Origin of the sequence: Rhodopseudomonas telluris, assembly GCF_042432815.1 — a bacterium.
In the GTDB taxonomy this organism is placed as follows: domain Bacteria; phylum Pseudomonadota; class Alphaproteobacteria; order Rhizobiales; family Xanthobacteraceae; genus Rhodopseudomonas; species Rhodopseudomonas telluris.
The window spans coordinates 982,421-1,002,816 of sequence record NZ_JBHLWM010000008.1; the positions used below are offsets into that span (position 1 = coordinate 982,421).

At 65.0% G+C, this 20,396-nt stretch carries 20 protein-coding genes, 1 tRNA gene and 1 pseudogene; 2 read left to right on the plus strand and 20 right to left on the minus strand.

Features of this window, described 5'->3' with window-relative positions:
- Positions 1–3: 3 nt before the first annotated feature.
- From mce to ACFFJ6_RS22120, 19 genes are all read right to left on the minus strand, one after another.
- On the minus strand, positions 4–408 hold the full coding sequence (gene mce, locus ACFFJ6_RS22030; protein ID WP_378391846.1) for a methylmalonyl-CoA epimerase: 405 nt from the start codon (positions 406–408) through the stop codon (positions 4–6).
- Positions 409–557: 149 nt separating this feature from the next.
- Positions 558–2,228, minus strand: coding sequence for a ribonuclease J (locus ACFFJ6_RS22035; RefSeq protein WP_378391848.1), 1,671 nt, complete (start codon positions 2,226–2,228; stop codon positions 558–560).
- The gene (locus tag ACFFJ6_RS22040) at positions 2,228–3,034 is read right to left on the minus strand and encodes a biotin--[acetyl-CoA-carboxylase] ligase (RefSeq protein ID WP_378391850.1); all 807 of its coding nucleotides are present in this window, start codon (positions 3,032–3,034) and stop codon (positions 2,228–2,230) included. The genes ACFFJ6_RS22035 and ACFFJ6_RS22040 overlap by 1 nt, the downstream gene beginning before the upstream one ends.
- Position 3,035: 1 nt before the next feature.
- Positions 3,036–4,472, minus strand: a complete 1,437-nt coding sequence (gene nuoN / locus ACFFJ6_RS22045; RefSeq protein WP_378391852.1) for an NADH-quinone oxidoreductase subunit NuoN — start codon at positions 4,470–4,472, stop codon at positions 3,036–3,038.
- Between the two features lie 19 nt (positions 4,473–4,491).
- Positions 4,492–6,009: an NADH-quinone oxidoreductase subunit M gene (locus ACFFJ6_RS22050; RefSeq protein ID WP_378391854.1), complete on the minus strand. Its 1,518-nt coding sequence runs from the start codon at positions 6,007–6,009 to the stop codon at positions 4,492–4,494.
- Positions 6,009–8,105 (minus strand): NADH-quinone oxidoreductase subunit L, encoded by a 2,097-nt coding sequence (gene nuoL / locus ACFFJ6_RS22055; protein ID WP_378391856.1) that lies wholly within the window; start codon positions 8,103–8,105, stop codon positions 6,009–6,011. The genes ACFFJ6_RS22050 and nuoL overlap by 1 nt, the downstream gene beginning before the upstream one ends.
- Before the next feature lie 65 nt (positions 8,106–8,170).
- Positions 8,171–8,482: an NADH-quinone oxidoreductase subunit NuoK gene (gene nuoK / locus ACFFJ6_RS22060; protein WP_054160652.1), complete on the minus strand. Its 312-nt coding sequence runs from the start codon at positions 8,480–8,482 to the stop codon at positions 8,171–8,173.
- The gene (locus ACFFJ6_RS22065) at positions 8,479–9,117 is read right to left on the minus strand and encodes an NADH-quinone oxidoreductase subunit J (protein WP_054160653.1); all 639 of its coding nucleotides are present in this window, start codon (positions 9,115–9,117) and stop codon (positions 8,479–8,481) included. Before ACFFJ6_RS22065 ends, nuoK begins: the two co-directional genes overlap by 4 nt.
- A gap of 9 nt (positions 9,118–9,126) precedes the next feature.
- Positions 9,127–9,615, minus strand: coding sequence for an NADH-quinone oxidoreductase subunit NuoI (gene nuoI / locus ACFFJ6_RS22070; protein ID WP_238737371.1), 489 nt, complete (start codon positions 9,613–9,615; stop codon positions 9,127–9,129).
- 7 nt (positions 9,616–9,622) lie between these two features.
- Positions 9,623–10,648 carry an NADH-quinone oxidoreductase subunit NuoH gene (nuoH, locus tag ACFFJ6_RS22075; protein WP_378391860.1) on the minus strand — a complete coding sequence of 342 codons (1,026 nt, stop codon included), beginning with the start codon at positions 10,646–10,648 and terminating at the stop codon, positions 9,623–9,625.
- Positions 10,649–10,657: 9 nt separating this feature from the next.
- Positions 10,658–12,733 (minus strand): NADH-quinone oxidoreductase subunit NuoG, encoded by a 2,076-nt coding sequence (nuoG, locus tag ACFFJ6_RS22080; RefSeq protein ID WP_378391862.1) that lies wholly within the window; start codon positions 12,731–12,733, stop codon positions 10,658–10,660.
- Positions 12,734–12,738: 5 nt separating this feature from the next.
- On the minus strand, positions 12,739–14,064 hold the full coding sequence (gene nuoF, locus ACFFJ6_RS22085) for an NADH-quinone oxidoreductase subunit NuoF (protein WP_378391864.1): 1,326 nt from the start codon (positions 14,062–14,064) through the stop codon (positions 12,739–12,741).
- 18 nt (positions 14,065–14,082) lie between these two features.
- On the minus strand, positions 14,083–14,298 hold the full coding sequence (locus ACFFJ6_RS22090; protein ID WP_378392286.1) for a hypothetical protein: 216 nt from the start codon (positions 14,296–14,298) through the stop codon (positions 14,083–14,085).
- Positions 14,295–15,044, minus strand: a complete 750-nt coding sequence (nuoE, locus tag ACFFJ6_RS22095) for an NADH-quinone oxidoreductase subunit NuoE (RefSeq protein WP_378391867.1) — start codon at positions 15,042–15,044, stop codon at positions 14,295–14,297. The genes ACFFJ6_RS22090 and nuoE overlap by 4 nt, the downstream gene beginning before the upstream one ends.
- A gap of 2 nt (positions 15,045–15,046) precedes the next feature.
- On the minus strand, positions 15,047–16,015 hold the full coding sequence (locus tag ACFFJ6_RS22100) for an FkbM family methyltransferase (RefSeq protein WP_378391869.1): 969 nt from the start codon (positions 16,013–16,015) through the stop codon (positions 15,047–15,049).
- The gene (locus ACFFJ6_RS22105) at positions 16,012–17,217 is read right to left on the minus strand and encodes an NADH-quinone oxidoreductase subunit D (RefSeq protein WP_378391871.1); all 1,206 of its coding nucleotides are present in this window, start codon (positions 17,215–17,217) and stop codon (positions 16,012–16,014) included. Before ACFFJ6_RS22105 ends, ACFFJ6_RS22100 begins: the two co-directional genes overlap by 4 nt.
- 42 nt (positions 17,218–17,259) lie before the next feature.
- A complete protein-coding gene (locus ACFFJ6_RS22110; protein ID WP_378391873.1) occupies positions 17,260–17,874 on the minus strand; it encodes an NADH-quinone oxidoreductase subunit C in 615 nt (204 codons plus the stop codon).
- Positions 17,875–17,886: 12 nt separating this feature from the next.
- On the minus strand, positions 17,887–18,483 hold the full coding sequence (locus ACFFJ6_RS22115; protein WP_054160662.1) for a NuoB/complex I 20 kDa subunit family protein: 597 nt from the start codon (positions 18,481–18,483) through the stop codon (positions 17,887–17,889).
- 11 nt (positions 18,484–18,494) lie between these two features.
- Complete coding sequence (locus ACFFJ6_RS22120; protein ID WP_378391875.1) at positions 18,495–18,860, minus strand: NADH-quinone oxidoreductase subunit A; 366 nt, start codon at positions 18,858–18,860, stop codon at positions 18,495–18,497.
- 359 nt (positions 18,861–19,219) lie between these two features.
- Between ACFFJ6_RS22120 and ACFFJ6_RS22125 the strand changes: the two genes are divergently transcribed.
- Positions 19,220–19,414: a hypothetical protein gene (locus tag ACFFJ6_RS22125; RefSeq protein WP_378391877.1), complete on the plus strand. Its 195-nt coding sequence runs from the start codon at positions 19,220–19,222 to the stop codon at positions 19,412–19,414.
- 332 nt (positions 19,415–19,746) lie between these two features.
- Here the strand turns inward: ACFFJ6_RS22125 and ACFFJ6_RS22130 are convergent.
- Positions 19,747–19,823, minus strand: a tRNA-Asp gene (locus ACFFJ6_RS22130).
- A gap of 244 nt (positions 19,824–20,067) precedes the next feature.
- On the opposite strand from ACFFJ6_RS22130, the pseudogene ACFFJ6_RS22135 reads away from it, so the two are divergent.
- Positions 20,068–20,382: pseudogene (locus tag ACFFJ6_RS22135) on the plus strand (HU family DNA-binding protein); the annotation flags it as partial.
- Between the last annotated feature and the right edge of the window lie 14 nt (positions 20,383–20,396).

A 20,396-nucleotide genomic window follows, 5' to 3' on the forward strand; every position in this document is an offset into this window, starting at 1 on the left:
CTCTTACGACTGCTCGATCTCGACCAGCGCACCCGAAAAGTCCTTCGGGTGCAGGAACAGCACCGGCTTGCCGTGCGCGCCGATCTTCGGCTGCCCGTCGCCGAGCACGCGCGCGCCTTCCTTGATCAGCGTATCGCGCGCCGCGATGATGTCCGGCACTTCGTAGCAGACGTGATGGATGCCGCCGTCGGCATTGCGATCGAGAAACTTGGCGATCGGCGAGGCTTCCCCAAGCGGCTGGATGAATTCGATCTTGGTGTTCGGCAACGTCACGAACACGGTGATGACGCCGTGCTCCGGCAGCGGCACCGCGTCGGAGATCTCGGCCTGGAACGCGCCGCCGTAGATCTTGGCGGCCGCGACCGCATCCTTCACCGCAATTGCCACGTGATTGAGCCGCCCGAGCATGACACCGTCTCCGTCGTTTGCTTCTTGTCGTTGAGGTTTCTTGTCGCGTTGTACGGCCTCGGTTCTGATCGAACCAGAACCGAAACTCCAGCCCTTATTTTGTCGCGTAACCGGCGGATCCGGTGTTGCCGCAATGCGGAAAGTCGGCGCTAGACCGTCAGCACATGGACGAAGCAGAGCGGTTTCTTGCCCCAATGCTCCTGGATGTTGGAGCGCACCGTGCGCCGGACGGATTCCGCAATTGCGTCCGGATCGCGCCGCCGCGCCCGCGGCAAGCCTTCAACGGTCGCCACAACGGCGTCGAACACGATGTCGTCGAGCGGCTCGCCGGCGCGGTTGTTCTCCGGGATGCCGATCAGTTCGACTTCCGGATCGTCGACCAGTTCGCCCGCCTCGGTGATCGCCAGCGCCACGAAGGCACAGCCCGCGAACGCCATCTTGCGGCGCTCGACGACCGCCCGCGACTTGTCCTCTTCGAGGATGGTGCCGTCCTTGTAGAGACGGCCGGACGGCAACTGGTCGATGATCGCCGGATCGCCCGGTCCGAGCCGGACCAGATCGCCGTTGCGGCAGGTCATCACCTTCGGCACGCCCATCTGCCGCGCCAGCTTGGCGTGCTCGTTGAGATGCAGCGCTTCGCCGTGCACCGGGATCAGCAGCTGCGGCCGCACCCAGGAGATCATCTCGCGCAGCTCGTCGCGGCGCGGATGGCCGGAGACATGCACGAGGTGATCGCGGTCGGTGATCACCTCGATGCCCTGATTGACCAGGCCGTTGATGATGCCGCCGACCGCCTTCTCGTTGCCCGGGATGGTGCGCGATGAGAAGATCACGCAGTCGCCCTTGTTCAACGTGACCTCGGGGTGATCGTCGCGCGCGATCCGCGCCAGCGCGGCGCGCGGCTCGCCCTGGCTGCCGGTGCACAGCGCCAGCACCTTGTCGGGCGGAAAATGGCCGTAGTACTCCGGACCGCGGAAGGCCGGGACGCCATCGAGGTAACCGCACTCGCGGGCGACGTTCGACACGCGATCCATCGCGCGGCCGACCAGCACCACTTCCCGCCCCGCCGCCCGCGCGGCGTCGGCGACGGCGCGGATGCGGCCGACATTCGATGCGAAGGTCGTCACCGCGACGCGGCCCTTGGCCGACTTGATCAGGCCGGTGAGCGACACGCCGACTTCGGATTCCGACGGCGAACGGCCGTCGCGCACCGCGTTGGTGGAGTCGCCGATCAGCGCCAGCACGCCCTCGTCGCCGATCTCGCGCAGCCGCTTCTCGTCGGTCGGCGGACCCACCACCGGCGTCGGATCGATCTTCCAGTCGCCGGTGTGCAGCACGGTGCCGACCGAGGTGCGGATCGCCAGTGCGTGGCTTTCCGGGATCGAATGCGCGACCGGAATGAATTCGACGCTGAACGGACCGAGATCGATCCGGCCGCCCGACGGCACTTCGGTGATCGGGATCTTCAGCGTGGTGCGTTCGGCCGCGAGCTTGGCGGCGAACAACGAGGCGCTGAACTTGGTCGCGTAGATCGGGCAGCCGAGCTTCGGCCACAGATCGATGATCGCGCCGAAATGATCCTCGTGGGCGTGCGTCAGCACGATGCCGACGAGGTTCTTCTTCTCTTTTTCAAGGAAGCGGACGTCCGGCATGATCAGGTCGATGCCGGGCAGATGCTCCTCGTCACCGAACGACACGCCGAGATCGACCGCGAGCCAGCTGCGCTGGTGGCGGTTGCCGAGGCCGTAGATCGACAGGTTCATGCCGATCTCGCCGACGCCACCGAGAGGCGCAAATGTGAGTTCGTCGGGTCGTGCCATTACGCGGCTCCTGATGACGCAGCCGAGCGGAAATACACGTCCCCGGCGGAGATCGGTACCCTCCTTCCGTCGGCGGTGCGAACGATGAGACAGCCGGTGTCGTCGATAGTTTCAAAAATCCCGTCGATCGTGGCCGATCCGGATTGGATCGACACCGGCTCGCCGAGCCGGGTGGCGCGGGCCAGCCATTGCTTGCGGATCTCGCCGAAGCCCCGCCCCTCGTCCCAGATGCCGCGGATCTCGGTCCAGGCATCCGACAGCGCCGCGAACAGATCCTCGGCGCTGACCTGGATGCCGAGGCCGTGCAGCGATGCGGCGGGATAAGGCGTATCGTCGGGCGCGGCGACCACGTTGGTGCCCATGCCGATCACGACCGCGAGCCGATCGGCGCCGACGTTCTCGGCCTCGAGCAGAATGCCGGTGAGCTTCTTGCCGTCGGCCAGGACGTCGTTCGGCCACTTCAGATAAAAACCGGCCGACGCGCCGCCCCGCGCGCGGGCTTCAAAGCTGACCTGCTGCAGCGCACGCTCGAGCGCGAGGCCGGCGGCAAAGCTGAGCGTCGCGGCGACGCTCGGCGGCACACGCATCACTTCGAGAACGGAGGCGGCGAGATTGCCACGCGGGGCGATCCAGGCGCGCTGCCGGCGGCCGCGGCCGGACGTCTGCTCGGTGGTCACAAACCAGGTCGGACCGCTCTCCCCGGCCCGCGCCCTCGCCAACGCCTCGGTATTGGTCGACCCGATCGAGTCAAAAGCGGCGAGCTTGTAGCCCGCCGCTTCAGCTTTCGTCCCGAGGCGTAGTGCCATCCTAGAACAGCGACTTGGCTGCGGCTGTCGCCGCATTCACCAGCGGCGCCGGATAGATGAAGAACAGCATGTTGAACAGCCCGGCGACCGCGAGGACGCCGCGCAGCTCCAGCCGCACCCGGTCGATGCCCGGGGCCGGCTCGTCGAAATACATCACCTTGATGATCGCCAGATAGTAGTAGGCGCCGATGACGCTGGTGACGACGCCGATCACGGCGAGCGCGAACAGGCCGGCCTTGATGGCGGCCATGAACACGTAGAACTTGGCGAAGAAGCCGGCCAGCGGCGGGATGCCGGCCATCGAGAACAGCAGCATCGCGAAGAAGAACGCCAGCAGCGGGTTGGTGCGCGACAGGCCGGCGAAGTCGCTGATGTTCTCGACATGCAGGCCGTTGCGACGCATCGACAGGATCACCGCGAACGCGCCCAGCGTCATCGCCACATAGATCGAGATGTAGACGATCACGCCCTGCGCGCCTTCGACGGTGCCGGCCGACAGGCCGACCAGCGCGAAGCCGATATGGCCGATCGCCGAATAGGCCATCAGGCGCTTGATGTTCTTCTGGCCGATCGCCGCGAACGAGCCGAGCGCCATCGAGGCGATCGCGACGAACACCACGATCTGCTGCCACTGCGGCACGATGCCGGGGAACGCCGTCAGCGTCACGCGGGTAAAGATTGCAAGGCCGGCGACCTTCGGGGCCGAGGCAAAGAACGCGGTGACCGGGGTCGGCGCGCCTTCGTACACGTCCGGCGTCCACATGTGGAACGGCACGGCCGAAACCTTGAAGCACAGCGCGGCGAGCAGGAACACCAGGCCGAACACCAGCCCGATATTGCCGTCCCTGGCCGCCGCGGCGATGCCCGAGAACTGCACGGTGCCGGTGAAGCCGTAGATCAGCGAGGCGCCGTACAGCAGCATGCCGGACGACAGCGCGCCGAGGATGAAATACTTCATGCCGGCTTCGTTGGACTTGGCGTCCTCGCGGTTGCTGGCGGCGACGACGTAGAGCGCGAGGCTCATCAGCTCGAGGCCGAGATACAGCATGATCAGGTCGCCGGCCGAGATCAGCAGCATCATGCCGGCCGACGACAGCAGCACCAGGATCGCGTATTCGAACATCCGCTTCGACGGATCGGTCAGGTTCTCGGCCGACAGGATCAGCGTCACCGCCGAACCGACCAGCGCCAGCACCTTCAGGAAGCGGGCGAAGTCGTCGACGATGAAGCTGCCGCCGAAGGTGACCAGCTTGCCGGCTGGCAGCATCACCACCAGCGCCCCGGTGACCACCAGCAGGATGACCGCGAGCGTGGCGACCAGCCCGGTGGTGCGCGGGCCGCGATAGGCGCCGAGCATCAGCAGCAGCATCGCGCCGACCACCAGCACGAGCTCCGGCAGGATCGGGACCAGCGAATAACCGGCGATATCGATATTCATAGCGTGCAGTCCTTGCCGGTTACGGAAGCGCGGCTGCCTTCACGGCAGTCACGGCGGCGGCGTATTGGTTGACGAGATGCTGGACCGAGGCGGCCGACATATCGAGCACCGGCTTCGGATAGAAGCCGAACAGGATGGTCAGCACCACGAACGGCGCGAGGATGACGGACTCGCGCAGCGTCAGGTCCTTGATCGAGGCGAGTGCCGGCTTGGTCAGGGCGCCGAACACCACCTTGCGATACAGCCACAGTGCGTAGGCGGCCGACAGGATCACGCCCAGCGCCGCGAAGGTCGCGGTCGGGATGTTGGTCCGGAAGGTGCCGAGCAGCGTGAGGAATTCGCCGACGAAGCCCGAGGTGCCCGGCAGGCCGACATTGGCCATCGTGAATACCAGGAACACGAAGGCGTACAGCGGCATCCGGTTCACGAGGCCGCCATAGGCGGCGATCTCGCGGGTGTGCATGCGGTCGTAGATCACGCCGACGCAGAGGAACAGCGCGCCCGACACGATGCCGTGCGAGATCATCTGGAACACGCTGCCGGCGACGCCCTGGGTGTTGCCGGCGAAGATGCCCATGGTGACGAAGCCCATATGGGCGACCGAGGAGTAGGCGATCAGCTTCTTGATGTCTTCCTGCATCAGCGCGACCAGCGAGGTGTAGACGATCGCGATCACCGAGAGCGTGTAGACCAGCGGCGCGAAGTACACCGACGCATCGGGGAACATCGGCAGCGAGAAGCGCAGGAAGCCGTAGCCGCCCATCTTCAGCATGATCGCCGCCAGCACCACGGAGCCCGCGGTCGGCGCCTCGACGTGGGCGTCGGGAAGCCAGGTGTGTACCGGCCACATCGGCATCTTGACCGCGAACGAGGCGAAGAACGCCAGCCACGCCCAGGTCTGCAGGTTGCGCGGGATGGCGGTGGTCATCAGCGTCGGGATGTCGGTGGTGCCCGCCGTCCAGTACAGCGCCATGATCGCCAGCAGCATCAGCACCGAGCCGAGCAGCGTGTACAGGAAGAACTTGAACGACGCGTACACCCGGCGCGGGCCACCCCAGACGCCGATGATCAGGAACATCGGGATCAGACCGCCTTCGAAGAACAGATAGAACAGCACCAGATCAAGCGCCGAGAAGGTGCCGATCATCAGCGTTTCCAGCACCAGGAACGCCATCATGTATTCGCGCACCCGGAACGTCACCGACTTCCAGCTTGCGAGAATACAGAACGGCATGATCGCGGTGGTCAGGATCACCAGCGGCAGCGAAATGCCGTCGAGACCCATGTGGTAGTTGATCGTGTTGCCGAGCCAGGGCGCCTTTTCGACGAACTGGAAGCCCGGGTTCGACGGATCGAACCGCGCCACCAGGATCAGCGACACCGCGAAGGTGATCAGCGTGGTCCACAGCGAGATCCAGCGCGCGTTGCGGCGCGCGGCCTCGTCGTCGCCGCGCGCCAGATAGACCAGCAGCGCGCCGACCAGCGGCAGGAAGGTGACGACCGAAAGGATGGGCCAGGTCATGATTGAAGCCGACATTACCGGCCTCCCCCGCCGAGCATAAACCAGGTGATCAGACCGGCCACGCCGATCAGCATCGCGAATGCGTAGTGGTAAAGATAGCCGGTCTGCAGCTTGACGACCCCGCGGGTGACGTCGAGCACGCGGGCCGAGATGCCGTCCGGGCCGAGACCGTCGATCAGCATGCCGTCACCCTTCTTCCAGAGCTGGGTGCCGATCCACTTCGCCGGCCGCACGAAGATCACGTCGTACAGTTCGTCGAAGTACCACTTGTTGAGCAGGAAATTGTACAGCAGCGGGTGCTGCGTCGCGAGCTCCACCGGCAGATACGGCCGGCGGATGTAGAACAGGTACGACACCAGGAAGCCCACCACCATCATCACGGTCGGCAGATACGCGATGCCGGCCGGAATGTGGTGCATCTCCTCGATGATGTGCGGGTGCATCTTCAGCGACTCGCGGAAGAACTCCTCGACGCCATGCCCGGCGAACACTTCCTTGAACGGATAGCCGGCCGCCAGCGCGCCGAAGGCGAGCACGAACAGCGGGATCGTCATCGTCAGCGGGCTCTCGTGCGCGGCCTCGTAGTGCTTGCGGTCGGCCGGCTCGCCGTGGAACGTCTTGAAGATCAGACGCCACGAGTAGAACGAGGTCAGCAGCGCCGCGACGACCGTCATCAGGAAGCCGTAGAACGCCATCGGGTTGTGCGACACGTAGGCCGACTCGATGATCGCGTCCTTGGAGAAGTAGCCGGCGGTCAGCGGGAAGCCGGTCAGCGCCAGGGTGCCGATCACCATCACCGCATAGGTGAAGGGGATGCGGTCCTTGAGGCCGCCCATGTGGCGGATGTCCTGCTCGTGGTGCATCGCGTGGATCACCGAGCCGGCGCCCAGGAACAGCAGCGCCTTGAAGAAGGCGTGCGTGAACAGATGGAACATGCCGACCGAATAGGCCCCTGCCCCCAGCGCCACGAACATGTAGCCGAGCTGCGAACAGGTCGAATACGCCACGATCCGCTTGATGTCGTTCTGCACCAGACCGATCGTCGCCGCGAACAGCGCGGTGGTGCCGCCGAAGAACATCACGACCGCCTGCGCGGTCGGCGCCAGTTCGAACAGCGGCGACATCCGGGCGACCATGAAGACGCCCGCGGTGACCATGGTGGCGGCGTGGATCAGCGCCGACACCGGGGTCGGGCCTTCCATCGCGTCCGGCAGCCAGGTGTGCAGCAGGAACTGCGCCGACTTGCCCATCGCGCCCATGAACAGCAGCAGGCAGGCCAGCGTCAACGCGTCGGCGTGCCAGCCGAAGAAGTTGATGGTCTTGCCGGTCAGGCCGGGCGCGGCCGCGAAGATGGTGTCGAAATCGGTCGAGGCGACCAGCACGAAGATCGTGAAGATGCCGAGCAAAAAGCCGAAGTCGCCGACGCGGTTGACGACGAAGGCCTTGATGGCGGCGGCGTTGGCGGACGGCTTTTGATACCAGAAACCAATCAGCAGATAGCTCGCCAGACCGACGCCTTCCCAGCCGAAGAACAGCTGCAGCAGGTTGTCGGCGGTCACCAGCATCAGCATCGCGAAGGTGAACAGCGACAGGTAGCCGAAGAACCGCGGACGATGCGGATCCTCGTGCATGTAGCCGATCGAATACAGATGCACGAGCGACGACACCGTCGTCACCACCACCAGCATCACGGCCGTCAGCGTGTCGACGCGCAGCGTCCACGCCACCTGCAGATCGCCCGAATTGATCCAGGGCAACACAGGGACGCGAAGATCGTGGTGCATGAAGCCGACGTCGACCAGAGTCACCCAGGACAGCGCCGCCGAGATCAGCAGCAGCGTCGTGGTGACGATCTCGGCCAGCCGCGAGCCGGCGGCGGCCGGCTCGACCGGGCCGTGGGCATGATCATCGTGGGCGTGATCGTCGTGACCATGATCATCGTGACCATGGGCCGCGTGGGCATGGGCGTCATGACCATGTGCGCCGTGGCCGTGATCGTCGTGATGCTCGACCGTGTCGCCGCTCGGGTTGCGAGCATGCGCGCCGTAGAGAGCGATGACGGCCGCGATCAGCGCGCCGATCAGCGGCAGGAATACGATAGCCTGGATCATGCGCGCGCCTTCGCTCCGAGCCGGATCGCGTCGCGGGTCAGCGACGGGTGATGGACGATCATGCCCTACCCCTTCATCAGGTTGATATCTTCAACCGCGATCGTGCCGCGGTTGCGGAAGAACACCACGAGCACCGCGAGGCCGATCGCGGCCTCGGCCGCGGCCACGGTCAGCACCAGGAGCGCGAACACCTGCCCGACGATGTCGTTGAGGAAGATCGAGAACGCCACCAGGTTGATGTTCACGGCGAGCAGGATGAGCTCGATCGACATCAGGATGATGATGACGTTCTTGCGGTTGAGGAAGATGCCGAGAATGCCGAGCGTGAACAGCACGGCAGCGACCGACAGGAAGTGACCCAGACCGATCTCGTTCATCGCACCCACTCCGCGGAGTCGCTGTCGGACAGTCCCTGCCCCGGCTTGACCTTGCGCAGCGCCATCGCGGTCTCCTTCGACCGCGCGTTCTGCTCGGCGATGTTCTGCCGCTTTACCGACTTCTTGTGGCGCAGCGTCAGCACGATCGCACCGACCATGGCCACCAGCAGGATCATGCCCGAGATCTGGAAGTAATGGATGTAGCGCGTGTACAGCACGAGGCCGAGCGCCTCGGTGTTGGTGACGCCCGCCGGGATCGGCGCCGTGATCGTCTTGGTGACGGTCGGGGTGATCACCCAGCCGCCGGCCAGCAGCAGCAGTTCGGCGAGGAAGATGAAGCCGATCAACAGGCCGAACGGCAGATATTCGAGGAAGCCCTCGCGCAGCCGGCTGAAGTCGACGTCGAGCATCATGATCACGAACAGGAACAGCACCGCGACGGCGCCGACATAGACCACGATGAGGATCATCGCCAGGAATTCGGCGCCCATCAGCACGAACATGCCGGCGGCGTTGACGAACACCAGGATCAGGAACAGCGCCGAGTGCACCGGGTTGCGCGCGAACACCACCATGACGGCGGCGGCGATCGCGGCGCCCGCGTAGAGATAGAAAAACAGGACTGGCATGGACATGGCGTCAGCTCACCGGTACGGCGCGTCGAGTTCGATGGACTTGGCGATCTCACGCTCCCAGCGATCACCGTTCGCGAGCAGCCTGGCCTTGTCGTAGTACAGCTCTTCGCGGGTCTCCGTGGAGAACTCGAAGTTCGGCCCCTCGACGATGGCGTCGACCGGGCACGCTTCCTGGCAGAGACCGCAATAGATGCACTTCACCATGTCGATGTCGTAGCGCACCGTGCGGCGGGTGCCGTCGTTGCGCCGCGGGCCGGCCTCGATGGTGATCGCCTGCGCCGGGCAGACCGCCTCGCACAGCTTGCAGGCGATGCAGCGCTCTTCGCCGTTGGGATAACGGCGCAGCGCGTGCTCGCCGCGGAAGCGGGGCGAGATCGGGTTCTTCTCGAAAGGATAATTGATCGTCGGCTTCGGCTTGAAGAAATAGCGCATGGCGAGGAAGAACGCCGATACGAATTCCGTCAGCAGCAGCGAGCGCGCGGTTGCGTTGATATTCATCAGGGCCTCATTTCGGCGCGAGCCCGCCAAATTGCAGGACGGCGGCGACGATCACCACCATCGCCAGCGACAGCGGCAGGAACACCTTCCAGCCGAGCCGCATCAGTTGGTCGTAGCGGTAGCGCGGCACGATTGCCTTCGCCATCGCGAACAGGAAGAACATGAACAGGACTTTGAGCGCGAACCAGACGATGCCCGGCACCCAGGTGAACGGCGCGTAAGGCACCGGCGGCAGCCAGCCGCCCAGGAACAGGATCGTGCCCATCGCGCACATCGTGACGATCGCGACGTATTCGCCGAGCATGAACAGCAGATACGGCGTCGACGAGTATTCGACCATGAAGCCGGCGACCAGTTCCGACTCCGCTTCGACGAGGTCGAATGGCGGGCGGTTGGTTTCGGCCAGCGCCGACACGTAGAACACCACGAACATCGGGAACAGCGGCAGCCAGTACCAGCCGAGCATGCCCCACTTCGAGTTCTGCGCCTCGACCACGGCCGTCAGGTTCAGCGACCCGACGCACAGCAGCACGCAGATCACCACGAAGCCGATCGAAACCTCGTACGACACCATCTGCGCGGCGGAGCGCAGCGCCGCCAGGAACGGGTACTTCGAGTTCGACGACCAGCCGGCCATGATGATGCCGTAGACCGACAGCGACGACACCGCGAGGATGAACAGCACACCGACATTGATGTCGGCGATCACCCAGCCGGCGTTGACCGGGATGACGGCCCAGGCCGACAGCGCCAGCACGCAGGTGACCAGCGGCGCCAGCAGGAACACGCCCTTGTTGGCGCTGTCCGGAACCGTCGGCTCCTTCAGCACGAACTTCAACAAGTCGGCGAAGGATTGCAGCAGGCCCCAGGGGCCGACCACGTTCGGGCCGCGCCGGATCTGCACCGCCGCCCAGATCTTGCGGTCGGCGAGCAGGATGTAGGCGATCGAGATCAGCAGGATGACCAGCAGCAACACGCTCTGGCCGATCACGATGAGCAGCGGCCACAGGTTGGTCATGAAGAAGTCAGCCATCGGTCCAGCCTATTCCGCCGCCGTCAGCATCTGGCCGGAGGCGAGACGGGAGCATTCCGCCATCACCGCGGAGGCCCGCGCGATCGGGTTGGTCATGAAGTAATCCGCAATCGCCGGCTTGAGCGGCGCCTTGTCGATGCTGCCGCCCGCGGCGGCCAGCGTGCGCACAGCGCCGGCATCGCCGGCCTCGATCTGGTCGACCCGCATCAGGTGCGGCACGGCGGCGAAGATCGCCTTGCGCAGCGCCGCGAGCGAGTCGTAGGGCAGCTTGGCGCCGAGCGCTTCCGACAGCGCGCGGATGATCGCCCAGTCCTCGCGCGCGTCACCCGGCGGGAACGATGCGCGGTTGGCGATCTGCACCCGACCCTCGGTGTTGACGTAGATGCCCGACTTCTCGGTGTAGGCCGCGCCCGGCAGGATCACGTCGGCGCGGTGTGCGCCGCGATCGCCATGGGTGCCGATATAGACGACGAACGCGCCGTCCGGCAGCTTCGTCTCGTCGGCCCCGAGCGCGAACACGACGTCCATCGCCCCTTGCGTGGTCATCTGCGCCAGGTCTTTGCCGCCCTCGCCCGGCACGAAGCCGATGTCGAGCGCGCCGACGCTGGAGGCAGCCGGATGCAGCACGGCGAAGCCGTTCCAGCCGTCCTTGACCGCGCCGATGTCGGCCGCGAGCTTGGCGGCCGCCGCCAGCAGCGCCGCACCGTCACGCCGTGACGTTGCCGCGGCGCCGATCAGCACGATCGGGTTCTTGGCGTTCTTCAGCGTCTCGGCGAAGGAGTGCTTGCCGGCCGCCAGATCCGCCAGCGTGTCGGCGCCAGCGCCGAGATAGTCGTACGAATAGGTCAGGTCGGCCTGCTCGCCGATCACGCCGATCGCCAGCTGACCCGTCCGCCAGCGCTTGCGGATGCGCGCGTTGAGGATCGACGCTTCCTTGCGCGGATTGGAGCCGATGATCAGCAGCGCGTCGGCCTGTTCGATGCCGGCGATGCTCGGGTTGAAGATGTACGACGCCCTGCCCGCCTTCGGGTTGAACGCCGCGACGCTCTCGGCCGCGACGTTGGACGAGCCGAGCTGGGCCAGCAGCTGCTTGAGCGCGAACATCTCCTCGACCGCGGCGAGATCGCCGGCGATCGCGCCGATCTTCTTGGCATCGGCGCTAGCGACCTTCGCCTTGATCAGGCCGAACGCTTCCGGCCAGCTCGCCGGACGCAGCTTGCCGCCGTCGCGGACGTAAGGCTGGTCGAGCCGCTGGGTACGCAGGCCATCGACGACGTGGCGGGTCTTGTCGGAGATCCACTCCTCGTTGATCGCCTCGTTGACGCGCGGCAGGATGCGCATCACTTCGCGGCCGCGGGTATCGACGCGGATCGCCGAGCCGACGCCGTCCATGACGTCGACCGACTGGGTCTTGCCGAGCTCCCAGGGCCGCGCCGCGAAGGCGTAAGGCTTCGACGTCAGCGCGCCCACCGGGCAGATATCGACCAGGTTGCCCTGCAGCTCCGAGGTCAGCGCGCTTTCGAGATAGGAGGTGATCTCCATGTCCTCGCCGCGACCGATCGCGCCCATCTCCGGCACGCCGCAGACTTCGGCGGCGAAACGCACGCAGCGGGTGCACTGAATGCAGCGGTTCATCGAGGTCTTGACCAGCACGCCGAGATACTTGTCCTCGACGGCGCGCTTGTTCTCGGCGAAGCGGCTGGTATCGACACCGTAGCCCATCGCCTGATCCTGCAGGTCGCACTCGCCGCCCTGATCGCAGATCGGGCAGTCGAGCGGATGGTTGATCAGCAGGAACTCCATCACGCCCTCGCGGGCCTTCTTCACCATCGGAGACTTGGTGTTGATCTCCGGCGGCTCGCCGTTCGGACCCGGGCGGCAGTCGCGCACGCCCCAGGCGCAGCTCGCGACCGGCTTCGGCGTGCCCTTCAGCTCGACCAGGCACATCCGGCAGTTGCCGGCGATCGACAGCCGCTCGTGATAACAGAACCGCGGAATCTCGGCGCCGGCCGACTCGCAGGCCTGCAGCAGCGTGTATTCCGGCGGAACCTCGACTTCCTTGCCGTCGACGATGATCTTGATCATGGCTGTTACTCCGCCGCCACCATATGCGCCGGATCGAGCACGCCCTGGTCGTCGAGCGTGGCCTTGCGCGAGAAATCGTCGATGCGGCGCTCGATCTCCGGACGGAAGGCGCGGATCAGGCCCTGGATCGGCCAGGCCGCGGCGTCGCCGAGCGCACAGATGGTGTGACCTTCGACCTGCTTGGTCACTTCGAGCAGCATGTCGATCTCGCGCTTGTGGGCGCGGCCCTCGACCATGCGGCTGAGCACGCGCCACATCCAGCCGGTGCCCTCGCGGCACGGCGTGCACTGACCGCAGCTCTCATGCTTGAAGAAGTAGCTGATGCGGGCGATCGCGGCGACCACGTCGGTGGACTTGTCCATGACGATGACGCCGGCGGTGCCGAAGCTCGACTTCACCGCGCGGGTGCCGTCGAAGTCCATGATGAGGTCCTGACAGTCCTCGGCCGGGATCAGCGGGCACGACGCGCCGCCGGGGATGATCGCCAAGAGATTGTCCCAGCCGCCGCGGATGCCGCCGCCGTGTTTCTCGATCAGCTCGCGGAACGGGATGCCCATCGCCTCTTCGACGACGCACGGCGTGTTGACGTGGCCGGAGATGCCGTAAAGCTTGGTGCCGACGTTGTTGGGCCGGCCGATCGACGAGAACCACGACGCACCGCGGCGCAGGATGTCCGGCGCCACCGCGATCGACTCGACGTTGTTGACCGTGGTCGGGCAGCCGTAGAGGCCGACGTTGGCCGGGAACGGCGGCTTCAGCCGCGGCTGGCCCTTCTTGCCCTCGAGGCTCTCGAGCAGCGCGGTTTCCTCGCCGCAGATATAGGCTCCGGCGCCGTGTGCGACGTACAGGTCGAACGGATAGCCGTGAACGTTGTCCTTGCCGATCAGCTTGGCCTCGTAGGCCTGATCGATCGCCGCCTGGAGATGCTCGCGCTCGCGGATGAATTCGCCACGCACGTAGATGTAGCCGGTGTGGGCGCCCATCGCGCAGCCGGCGATCAGGCAGCCTTCGACCAGCGTGTGCGGATCGTGCCGCATGATCTCGCGGTCTTTACAGGTGCCCGGCTCGGACTCGTCGGCGTTGACGACGAGGTAGCTCGGCCGGCCGTCGGCATTGTCCTTCGGCATGAAGGACCACTTGAGGCCGGTCGGGAAGCCGGCGCCGCCGCGGCCACGCAGGCCCGACGCCTTCATCTCGTTGATGATCCAGTCGCGACCCTTGTCGATGATCGCCTTGGTGCCTTCCCACTGCCCGCGACGGCGTGCGCCCTTGAGGCCCCAATCATCGAGGCCGTACAGGTTCCGGAAGATGCGGTCCTTGTCGTCGAGCATGGCTTGCGACGTTCCCTGTCAGCGATTCGATTGCATGTAAGCGAGCCCAGCGGCGCATCCCCCGAAGGTGATCGCCCAGATCAGGCTCGACTCGAATGTCGCGCTCAGCGCGTAGCGCTGCAGCACGAAGATGAAGACGGCCGCGACGACGGCGTGCATCGCGATGTAGAGCGGCTTGCTCATCGGTACGATCCCCACGGCCCTGTCCCGGCCGGCTCCCATCGGCGCGATCATGGCGGGTTCTTTTCGGAGGCGTCGGCGGCCGGCGCCTTCGGCGCGGGACGTTCCTGCACGTTGGCGGCCTCGCCGGCCCGCTTCGGCTCGGCGTCGGTCAGCGCCGGGCCGGCGTTTTCATGAGAATCGACGTTGATGCCGCCGCTCTTCAGCGTGGTCGGGCCGGTGCTCGGCGCCGCGTATTGACGGCCGTTCTGCGGACCCGGCTTCGGCGGATTGCCGGCCGCGAAGCCGTCGATCACCTTGTTCAGCAGTTCCGGCGTCAGATCCTCGTAGGTGTCCTTCCAGATCTGCACCATCGGCGCGTTCACGCAGGCGCCGGCGCACTCGACCTCTTCCCACGAGAAGTCACCGTCGGGCGACAAATGGAAGGGATCGTGGTGGATGCGGTTCTTGCAGACTTCGATCAGTTCGCCGGCGCCGCGCAGCATGCAGGGCGTGGTGCCGCAGACCTGGACGTGCGCCTTCTTTCCGACCGGATTGAGCTGAAACATCGTGTAGAAGGTCGCGACTTCGAGCGCGCGGATGTACGGCATCTCGATCATGTCGGCGATCACGCGGATGGCGGCTTCGGGCAGCCAGCCGCCGCTCTGCTCCTGCGCCCGCCACATGATGGCGATCACCGCCGAGAATTGGCGGCCGGGCGGATACTTGCCGATTTCGCGCTGCGCCCACGCGAGGTTGTCCTCGGTAAAGGCGAAGCTGGCGGGTTGCTGCTCTTTCGGAGCCAGACGACGGACGGACATGATCAGTTTCTCATTGCGCGTTTGGCCGCGCTCGCATTCAGGTTTTCAATTCGGGCCTGCCAGAACGCGCTCGCGGTTCCGACGACGTTGTAGCCGACATTCGATGCGACCTTGATCCGGTCGAGGATCGCGAGGTCCACCACGGCCTCGAACTGGTTGCTGCCGGGGTCGTACACCACCAGCTTCAGCGGCGTGTGTTCGAGGATGAAGCGCGACACGGTGTGGGCGCGGTCGCTGCCGTGTTCTTCGCAGAGGATCGCGGTGTCCGCCTGCAGCAGCCGTTCGCCGCCGCGGATCGCGTCGATCTCCACGCCCTCGACGTCGAGCTTCACCAGATACTTGCCGTCGATCGCGAGCTGGCCTTCGTCGATCAGATCGTCGAGGCGGATCACCGGCACTTCTTCACCCACATCGTCGTTGCCGACGATGCTGAGCGCTTCGTGCTTGGTGCCCGACAGCCGCGCGGTGCCGCGCGCCGAGCCGATCGCGCATTGCATCGTTTTGAAACGATCGCCGTTGACCGCGGCGTTGTTCGCCAGCCGGGCGAAATTGGCGCGCGACGGCTCGATCGCGAGCGTCCGATGCGCGCCGAACGGGCGGCTCGACACCAGCACCGACCAGTAGCCGTAATTCGCCCCACAATCGACGAATGTATAATCGACGTCGGCCGAATGGGCGAACAAAAGGTCGAGCTCGATCTCGTAGCGGTATGAACGCTCGAGCAGCTTGCTCCAGTAGCCGTCGCCGTAAGGGAACACGAAGGTGGCGTCGGGGTTGAGCTTGATCGCGATATCGCGCTCCGGCAGCGCCTTGCGCATCAAATTCGCCGCGGCGTTGTAGCCGCGATACGAGAACGACGACGAAACGCGGGCGCCCATCACCAGCGCGCACGCGGCCATGCGCTCGAGGGCGGTCGCCCCCTCGAGAGCGCCGGTCGCGCGGTCAAACTGGATGGGCGCAGGTGCGATCACCGATCGACCTCTCCGAACACGATGTCGAGCGAACCGAGGATGGCCGACACGTCCGCGAGCAGATGACCGCGGTTCATGTAGTCCATCGCCTGAAGATGCGCGAAGCCCGGCGCGCGCACCTTGCACTTGTACGGCTTGTTGGTGCCGTCCGAGACCAGGAAAACGCCGAACTCGCCCTTCGGCGCCTCGACGCCGACATAGACCTGACCGGCCGGAACATGGAAGCCTTCGGTGTAGAGCTTGAAGTGATGGATCAGCGATTCCATCGAGCGCTTCATCTCGGCGCGGCGCGGCGGGAAGATCTTGTTGTCGTCGACGGCCACGCGCCCCTGCCCGTCCGGCGCGCGCAGCTTGGCGATGCACTGCTTCATGATCTTGACCGACTGGCGCATCTCTTCGACGCGGATGCAGTAGCGGTCGTAGCAGTCGCCGTTCTTGCCGATCGGAACGTCGAATTCCATCTCGGCGTAGCACTCGTAGGGCTGCGCCTTGCGCAGGTCCCAGGCGGCGCCCGAGCCGCGCACCATCACGCCGGAGAAGCCCCACTTCCAGGCGTCGTCGAGCGAGATCACGCCGATGTCGACGTTGCGCTGCTTGAAGATGCGGTTGTTGGTCAGCAAAGTTTCGAGATCGTCGACGGTCTGCACGAAGTTGTCGCACCAGACGTCGATGTCGTCGACCAGCTGCTTCGGCATGTCCTGATGCACGCCGCCGACGCGGAAATACGCCGCGTGCATGCGGCTGCCGGAGACGCGCTCGTAGAACATCATCAGCTTTTCGCGCTCTTCGAAGCCCCACAGCGGCGGGGTCAGCGCGCCGACGTCCATCGCCTGCGTGGTGACGTTGAGCATGTGCGACAGGATGCGGCCGATCTCGCAGTACAAGACGCGGATCAGCTGCGCGCGGCGCGGCACTTCGATGCCGAGCAGCTTCTCGGTCGCCAGACAGAAGGCGTGCTCCTGATTCATCGGCGCGACGTAGTCGAGCCGATCGAAATACGGGATCGCCTGCAGATAGGTCTTGGCCTCGATCAGCTTCTCGGTGCCGCGATGCAGCAGGCCGATATGCGGATCGACGCGCTCGACCACCTCGCCGTCGAGCTCCAGCACCAGGCGCAGCACGCCGTGCGCCGCCGGATGCTGCGGACCGAAATTGATCGTGAAGTTGCGGAGACCAGCGGACTCGGTAGCAGCGTCAGCCATGGCACGAGCTCCGCGCGTCTGCGAACGATGAGGAACGAGCGATCAAGGCTTCACTCCCGCCTTCTCGTCTCCCGGGAGGACCGGATAGTCCGCGCCTTCCCAGGGCGAGAGGAAATCGAATTTGCGGAATTCCTGGTTGAGCCGCACCGGCTCGTACACCACCCGCTTCTGGTCGTCGTCGTAGCGAACCTCGACGAAGCCGCTGAGCGGAAAGTCCTTGCGCAGCGGATGGCCGTCGAAGCCGTAGTCGGTGAGAATCCGGCGCATGTCCGGATGACCGGTGATGACGATTCCGTAGAGGTCGTACACCTCGCGCTCGAACCAGTCGGCGCCCGGAAACTCGCTGATGATCGACGGCACCATGGTGGTCTCGCCGACCTGCCCGACCAGACGGACCCGCTCGTTCAGCGTCGGCGACAGGAAGTGGTACACCATGTCGAACCGCAGCTCGCGACCCGGATAGTCCACCGCTGTGACGTCGATGACGCTGATGAACCGGAAGCGAGGATCGTCGCGCAGCACCCGCACGACATCCACCACCTTCAGCGGATCGATCGCAATCTCGAGCTGGCCATGCGCGACCGAGTGACCGATCGCGGCGCCCGGCAAGGCGGCCACGATCGTCTGACCAAGGGTGTCGAGCCCGTTGTCGTCCATGAAGCAGCCTTCTTAGCGTTCGATCGTTCCGGTCCGGCGAATCTTCTTCTGCAGCAGCAGCATGCCGTACAGCAGAGCTTCAGCGGTGGGCGGGCAGCCCGGCACGTAGATGTCGACCGGGACCACGCGATCGCAGCCGCGGACGACCGCGTAGGAATAGTGATAGTAGCCGCCGCCGTTGGCGCACGAGCCCATCGAGATGACGTAACGCGGCTCCGGCATCTGGTCGTAGACCTTGCGGAGCGCGGGGGCCATCTTGTTGGTCAGCGTGCCCGCGACGATCATCACGTCGGACTGGCGCGGCGACGCACGTGGCGCGAAGCCGAAACGCTCGGCGTCGTAGCGCGGCATCGACAGCTGCATCATCTCGACCGCGCAGCAGGCGAGACCGAACGTCATCCACATCAGCGAGCCGGTGCGCGCCCAGGTGATCAGGTCATCGGTCGCGGCAACGAAGAAGCCCTTGTCGGACAGCTCGCGATTGACGTTCTGGAAGAACGGGTCATCGGCACCGATCGGCTTGCCGGTGTTCGGATCGATGATGCCGCGCGGCGCCGGCGCGATCAGCGGCTGAGCACCGACCGGAGTGGCCGACGGCGTCTGCTGCATCGAGGCTGGACTCAATCCCATTCGAGCGCACCCTTCTTCCACTCATACGCGAAGCCGACAGTCAGCACGCCGAGAAACACCATCATGGACCAGAACCCGGTCACGCCAAGCTTCCCGAAAGCGACCGCCCAGGGAAACAGGAACGCGACCTCGAGATCGAAGATGATGAAGAGGATCGCGACCAGATAGAACCTCACATCGAACTTCATGCGAGCATCGCCGAAAGCGTTGAACCCGCATTCATAAGCTGAGAGTTTTTCCGGATCTGGCTGCTGATAGGCGACGGCGAATGGCGCCACCAAGAGCACAAAGCTCAGACCAGCCGCAACCACAATAAACACGACGATTGGCAGATAACTCGGCAGAATGCCGCTCATTACCGTTCCCTATCCCGCGGTTGTGCACCGCCGCAGACTCGTTTGCATTTGAATTGTTCTACCTCCGCTTAGCGCAGTGCAACAGGGGGCGCAAGACAAGCTGTGTTGACAACGAGGTAACGGCCTATCCGGACAAGACATGGGTTCTCCCGGACACATGCTCAAATCGCAGTTCACACCTTCAAAGCGACCTTCCCGCCACGCTGCTGGGCGGAGCGATCCGGCGGGTCGTATACCAGTCGGAAACCATACCCGAAGCCGACGAAACCATTTCCCGGCCCGGCGAAACTATCCTGAAACACACGCCGCCTAAGAGTCCGAACGTCGAAGCAGCAGCAAGCTCTTCGCGGAGGCGGCAGATGAATCATTCAATTCATTCAGCGGATCGCGCGACCCACCTGAAGATCGTCGTGGTGGCTCTGGTTGCCGGCATTGCGGTGGCGGCGCTCGGAATTTCGGCGCGCGTCGGAGCCGACTACAGTCAGACGGCCCACGTGGTGAAAGCCACCAAGCAGATCACGGTCACCAGCTCCGAATCCTCGACGGTGAGATAGGCGCAGCGAAGCCTCTGCGCATCATCCCTCACAGAGCGTTGACGGCGGCCGCCCCACGGGCGGCCTTTTTGTTGCGCGAGCGGCCCGCAGCCTCACCCGCCCCGTGCAGGCGCGCTCAGACTCCTGCGGAATGGCGATCCCCAATTTCTTGGCAACGTGCTGAATCAAGTCCGAACGACGAAACCAGACGATCGCACGCCGCGCGCTGAAGCCGGCTGCGTGCATCGACGTCGTCACCACGCGCATGCGTGAGCTCGGCTCAGAGCGTATCGAACACCGATTTGATGGGAATTCTGCGGGTCTCGCCAAACGCCTGATCTAACGAGGCTAAATGGCGCGAGAGACGGGGCTCGAACCCGCGACCTCCGGCGTGACAGGCCGGCGCTCTAACCAACTGAGCTACTCCCGCGTGGTTTGCGTCCCGCGCAGGCGGTCGATCTACCGGGGCCTCATCGGCAAGTCAAGCCGATTACGCAGAGGTTGTGGGTTAGCGTGTGCGGCATCGTGGTTGTCCTTTGCTTTCGGTGCTTTTTGAACAGCCGATGCGAAAAATGCACTGTTTTCAGGGGAAACAGCGTATGCAGGCGCCACCCGAATCGTTTAAGGCCTGCTACGTCTTAGTTTCCTAAGCCGCAACAAACCCCGGAGGGCTAAATATGGCGAAGAAAGCAGTCGCGAAAGCCGCGACCCCCACGACCGTCACCCTGAAGCATCTCGCCGCGGCGCTGGCCGAGGAGCACGAGCTGTCGAAGAAGCAGACCGAAGCGATCCTCGGCGACATGGTCGCCCGCATCACCAAGCACCTGAAGAAGGGCGAGCGTATCCGCATCGTCGGCCTCGGCATCCTCCAGGTCCGCAAGCGCGCCGCCCGCACCGGCCGTAACCCGGCCACCGGCGAAACCATCCAGATCAAGGCCAGCAAGAAGGTCGCGTTCCGCGCCGCCAAGGAACTCAAGGAAGCCATCTAAGGCTTTCGATTCGA

Bases quoted from the DNA above. Each gene is read 5' to 3' on its own strand.
- ACFFJ6_RS22110 (WP_378391873.1), bottom strand. From the start codon at position 17,874: ATGGACGACAACGGGCTCGACACCCTTGGTCAGACGATCGTGGCCGCC.
- ACFFJ6_RS22065 (WP_054160653.1), bottom strand. From the start codon at position 9,117: ATGTCCATGCCAGTCCTGTTTTTCTATCTCTACGCGGGCGCCGCGATC.
- ACFFJ6_RS22035 (WP_378391848.1), bottom strand. From the start codon at position 2,228: ATGGCACGACCCGACGAACTCACATTTGCGCCTCTCGGTGGCGTCGGC.
- ACFFJ6_RS22090 (WP_378392286.1), bottom strand. From the start codon at position 14,298: ATGATCGCGCCGATGGGAGCCGGCCGGGACAGGGCCGTGGGGATCGTA.
- nuoK (WP_054160652.1), bottom strand. From the start codon at position 8,482: ATGAACGAGATCGGTCTGGGTCACTTCCTGTCGGTCGCTGCCGTGCTG.
- nuoL (WP_378391856.1), bottom strand. From the start codon at position 8,105: ATGATCCAGGCTATCGTATTCCTGCCGCTGATCGGCGCGCTGATCGCG.
- ACFFJ6_RS22115 (WP_054160662.1), bottom strand. From the start codon at position 18,483: ATGCAGCAGACGCCGTCGGCCACTCCGGTCGGTGCTCAGCCGCTGATC.
- nuoG (WP_378391862.1), bottom strand. From the start codon at position 12,733: ATGATCAAGATCATCGTCGACGGCAAGGAAGTCGAGGTTCCGCCGGAA.
- ACFFJ6_RS22125 (WP_378391877.1), top strand. From the start codon at position 19,220: ATGAATCATTCAATTCATTCAGCGGATCGCGCGACCCACCTGAAGATC.
- ACFFJ6_RS22050 (WP_378391854.1), bottom strand. From the start codon at position 6,009: ATGTCGGCTTCAATCATGACCTGGCCCATCCTTTCGGTCGTCACCTTC.
- nuoH (WP_378391860.1), bottom strand. From the start codon at position 10,648: ATGGCTGACTTCTTCATGACCAACCTGTGGCCGCTGCTCATCGTGATC.
- nuoN (WP_378391852.1), bottom strand. From the start codon at position 4,472: ATGAATATCGATATCGCCGGTTATTCGCTGGTCCCGATCCTGCCGGAG.
- nuoI (WP_238737371.1), bottom strand. From the start codon at position 9,615: ATGAATATCAACGCAACCGCGCGCTCGCTGCTGCTGACGGAATTCGTA.
- ACFFJ6_RS22105 (WP_378391871.1), bottom strand. From the start codon at position 17,217: ATGGCTGACGCTGCTACCGAGTCCGCTGGTCTCCGCAACTTCACGATC.
- ACFFJ6_RS22120 (WP_378391875.1), bottom strand. From the start codon at position 18,860: ATGAGCGGCATTCTGCCGAGTTATCTGCCAATCGTCGTGTTTATTGTG.
- nuoE (WP_378391867.1), bottom strand. From the start codon at position 15,044: ATGTCCGTCCGTCGTCTGGCTCCGAAAGAGCAGCAACCCGCCAGCTTC.
- nuoF (WP_378391864.1), bottom strand. From the start codon at position 14,064: ATGCTCGACGACAAGGACCGCATCTTCCGGAACCTGTACGGCCTCGAT.
- ACFFJ6_RS22040 (WP_378391850.1), bottom strand. From the start codon at position 3,034: ATGGCACTACGCCTCGGGACGAAAGCTGAAGCGGCGGGCTACAAGCTC.
- mce (WP_378391846.1), bottom strand. From the start codon at position 408: ATGCTCGGGCGGCTCAATCACGTGGCAATTGCGGTGAAGGATGCGGTC.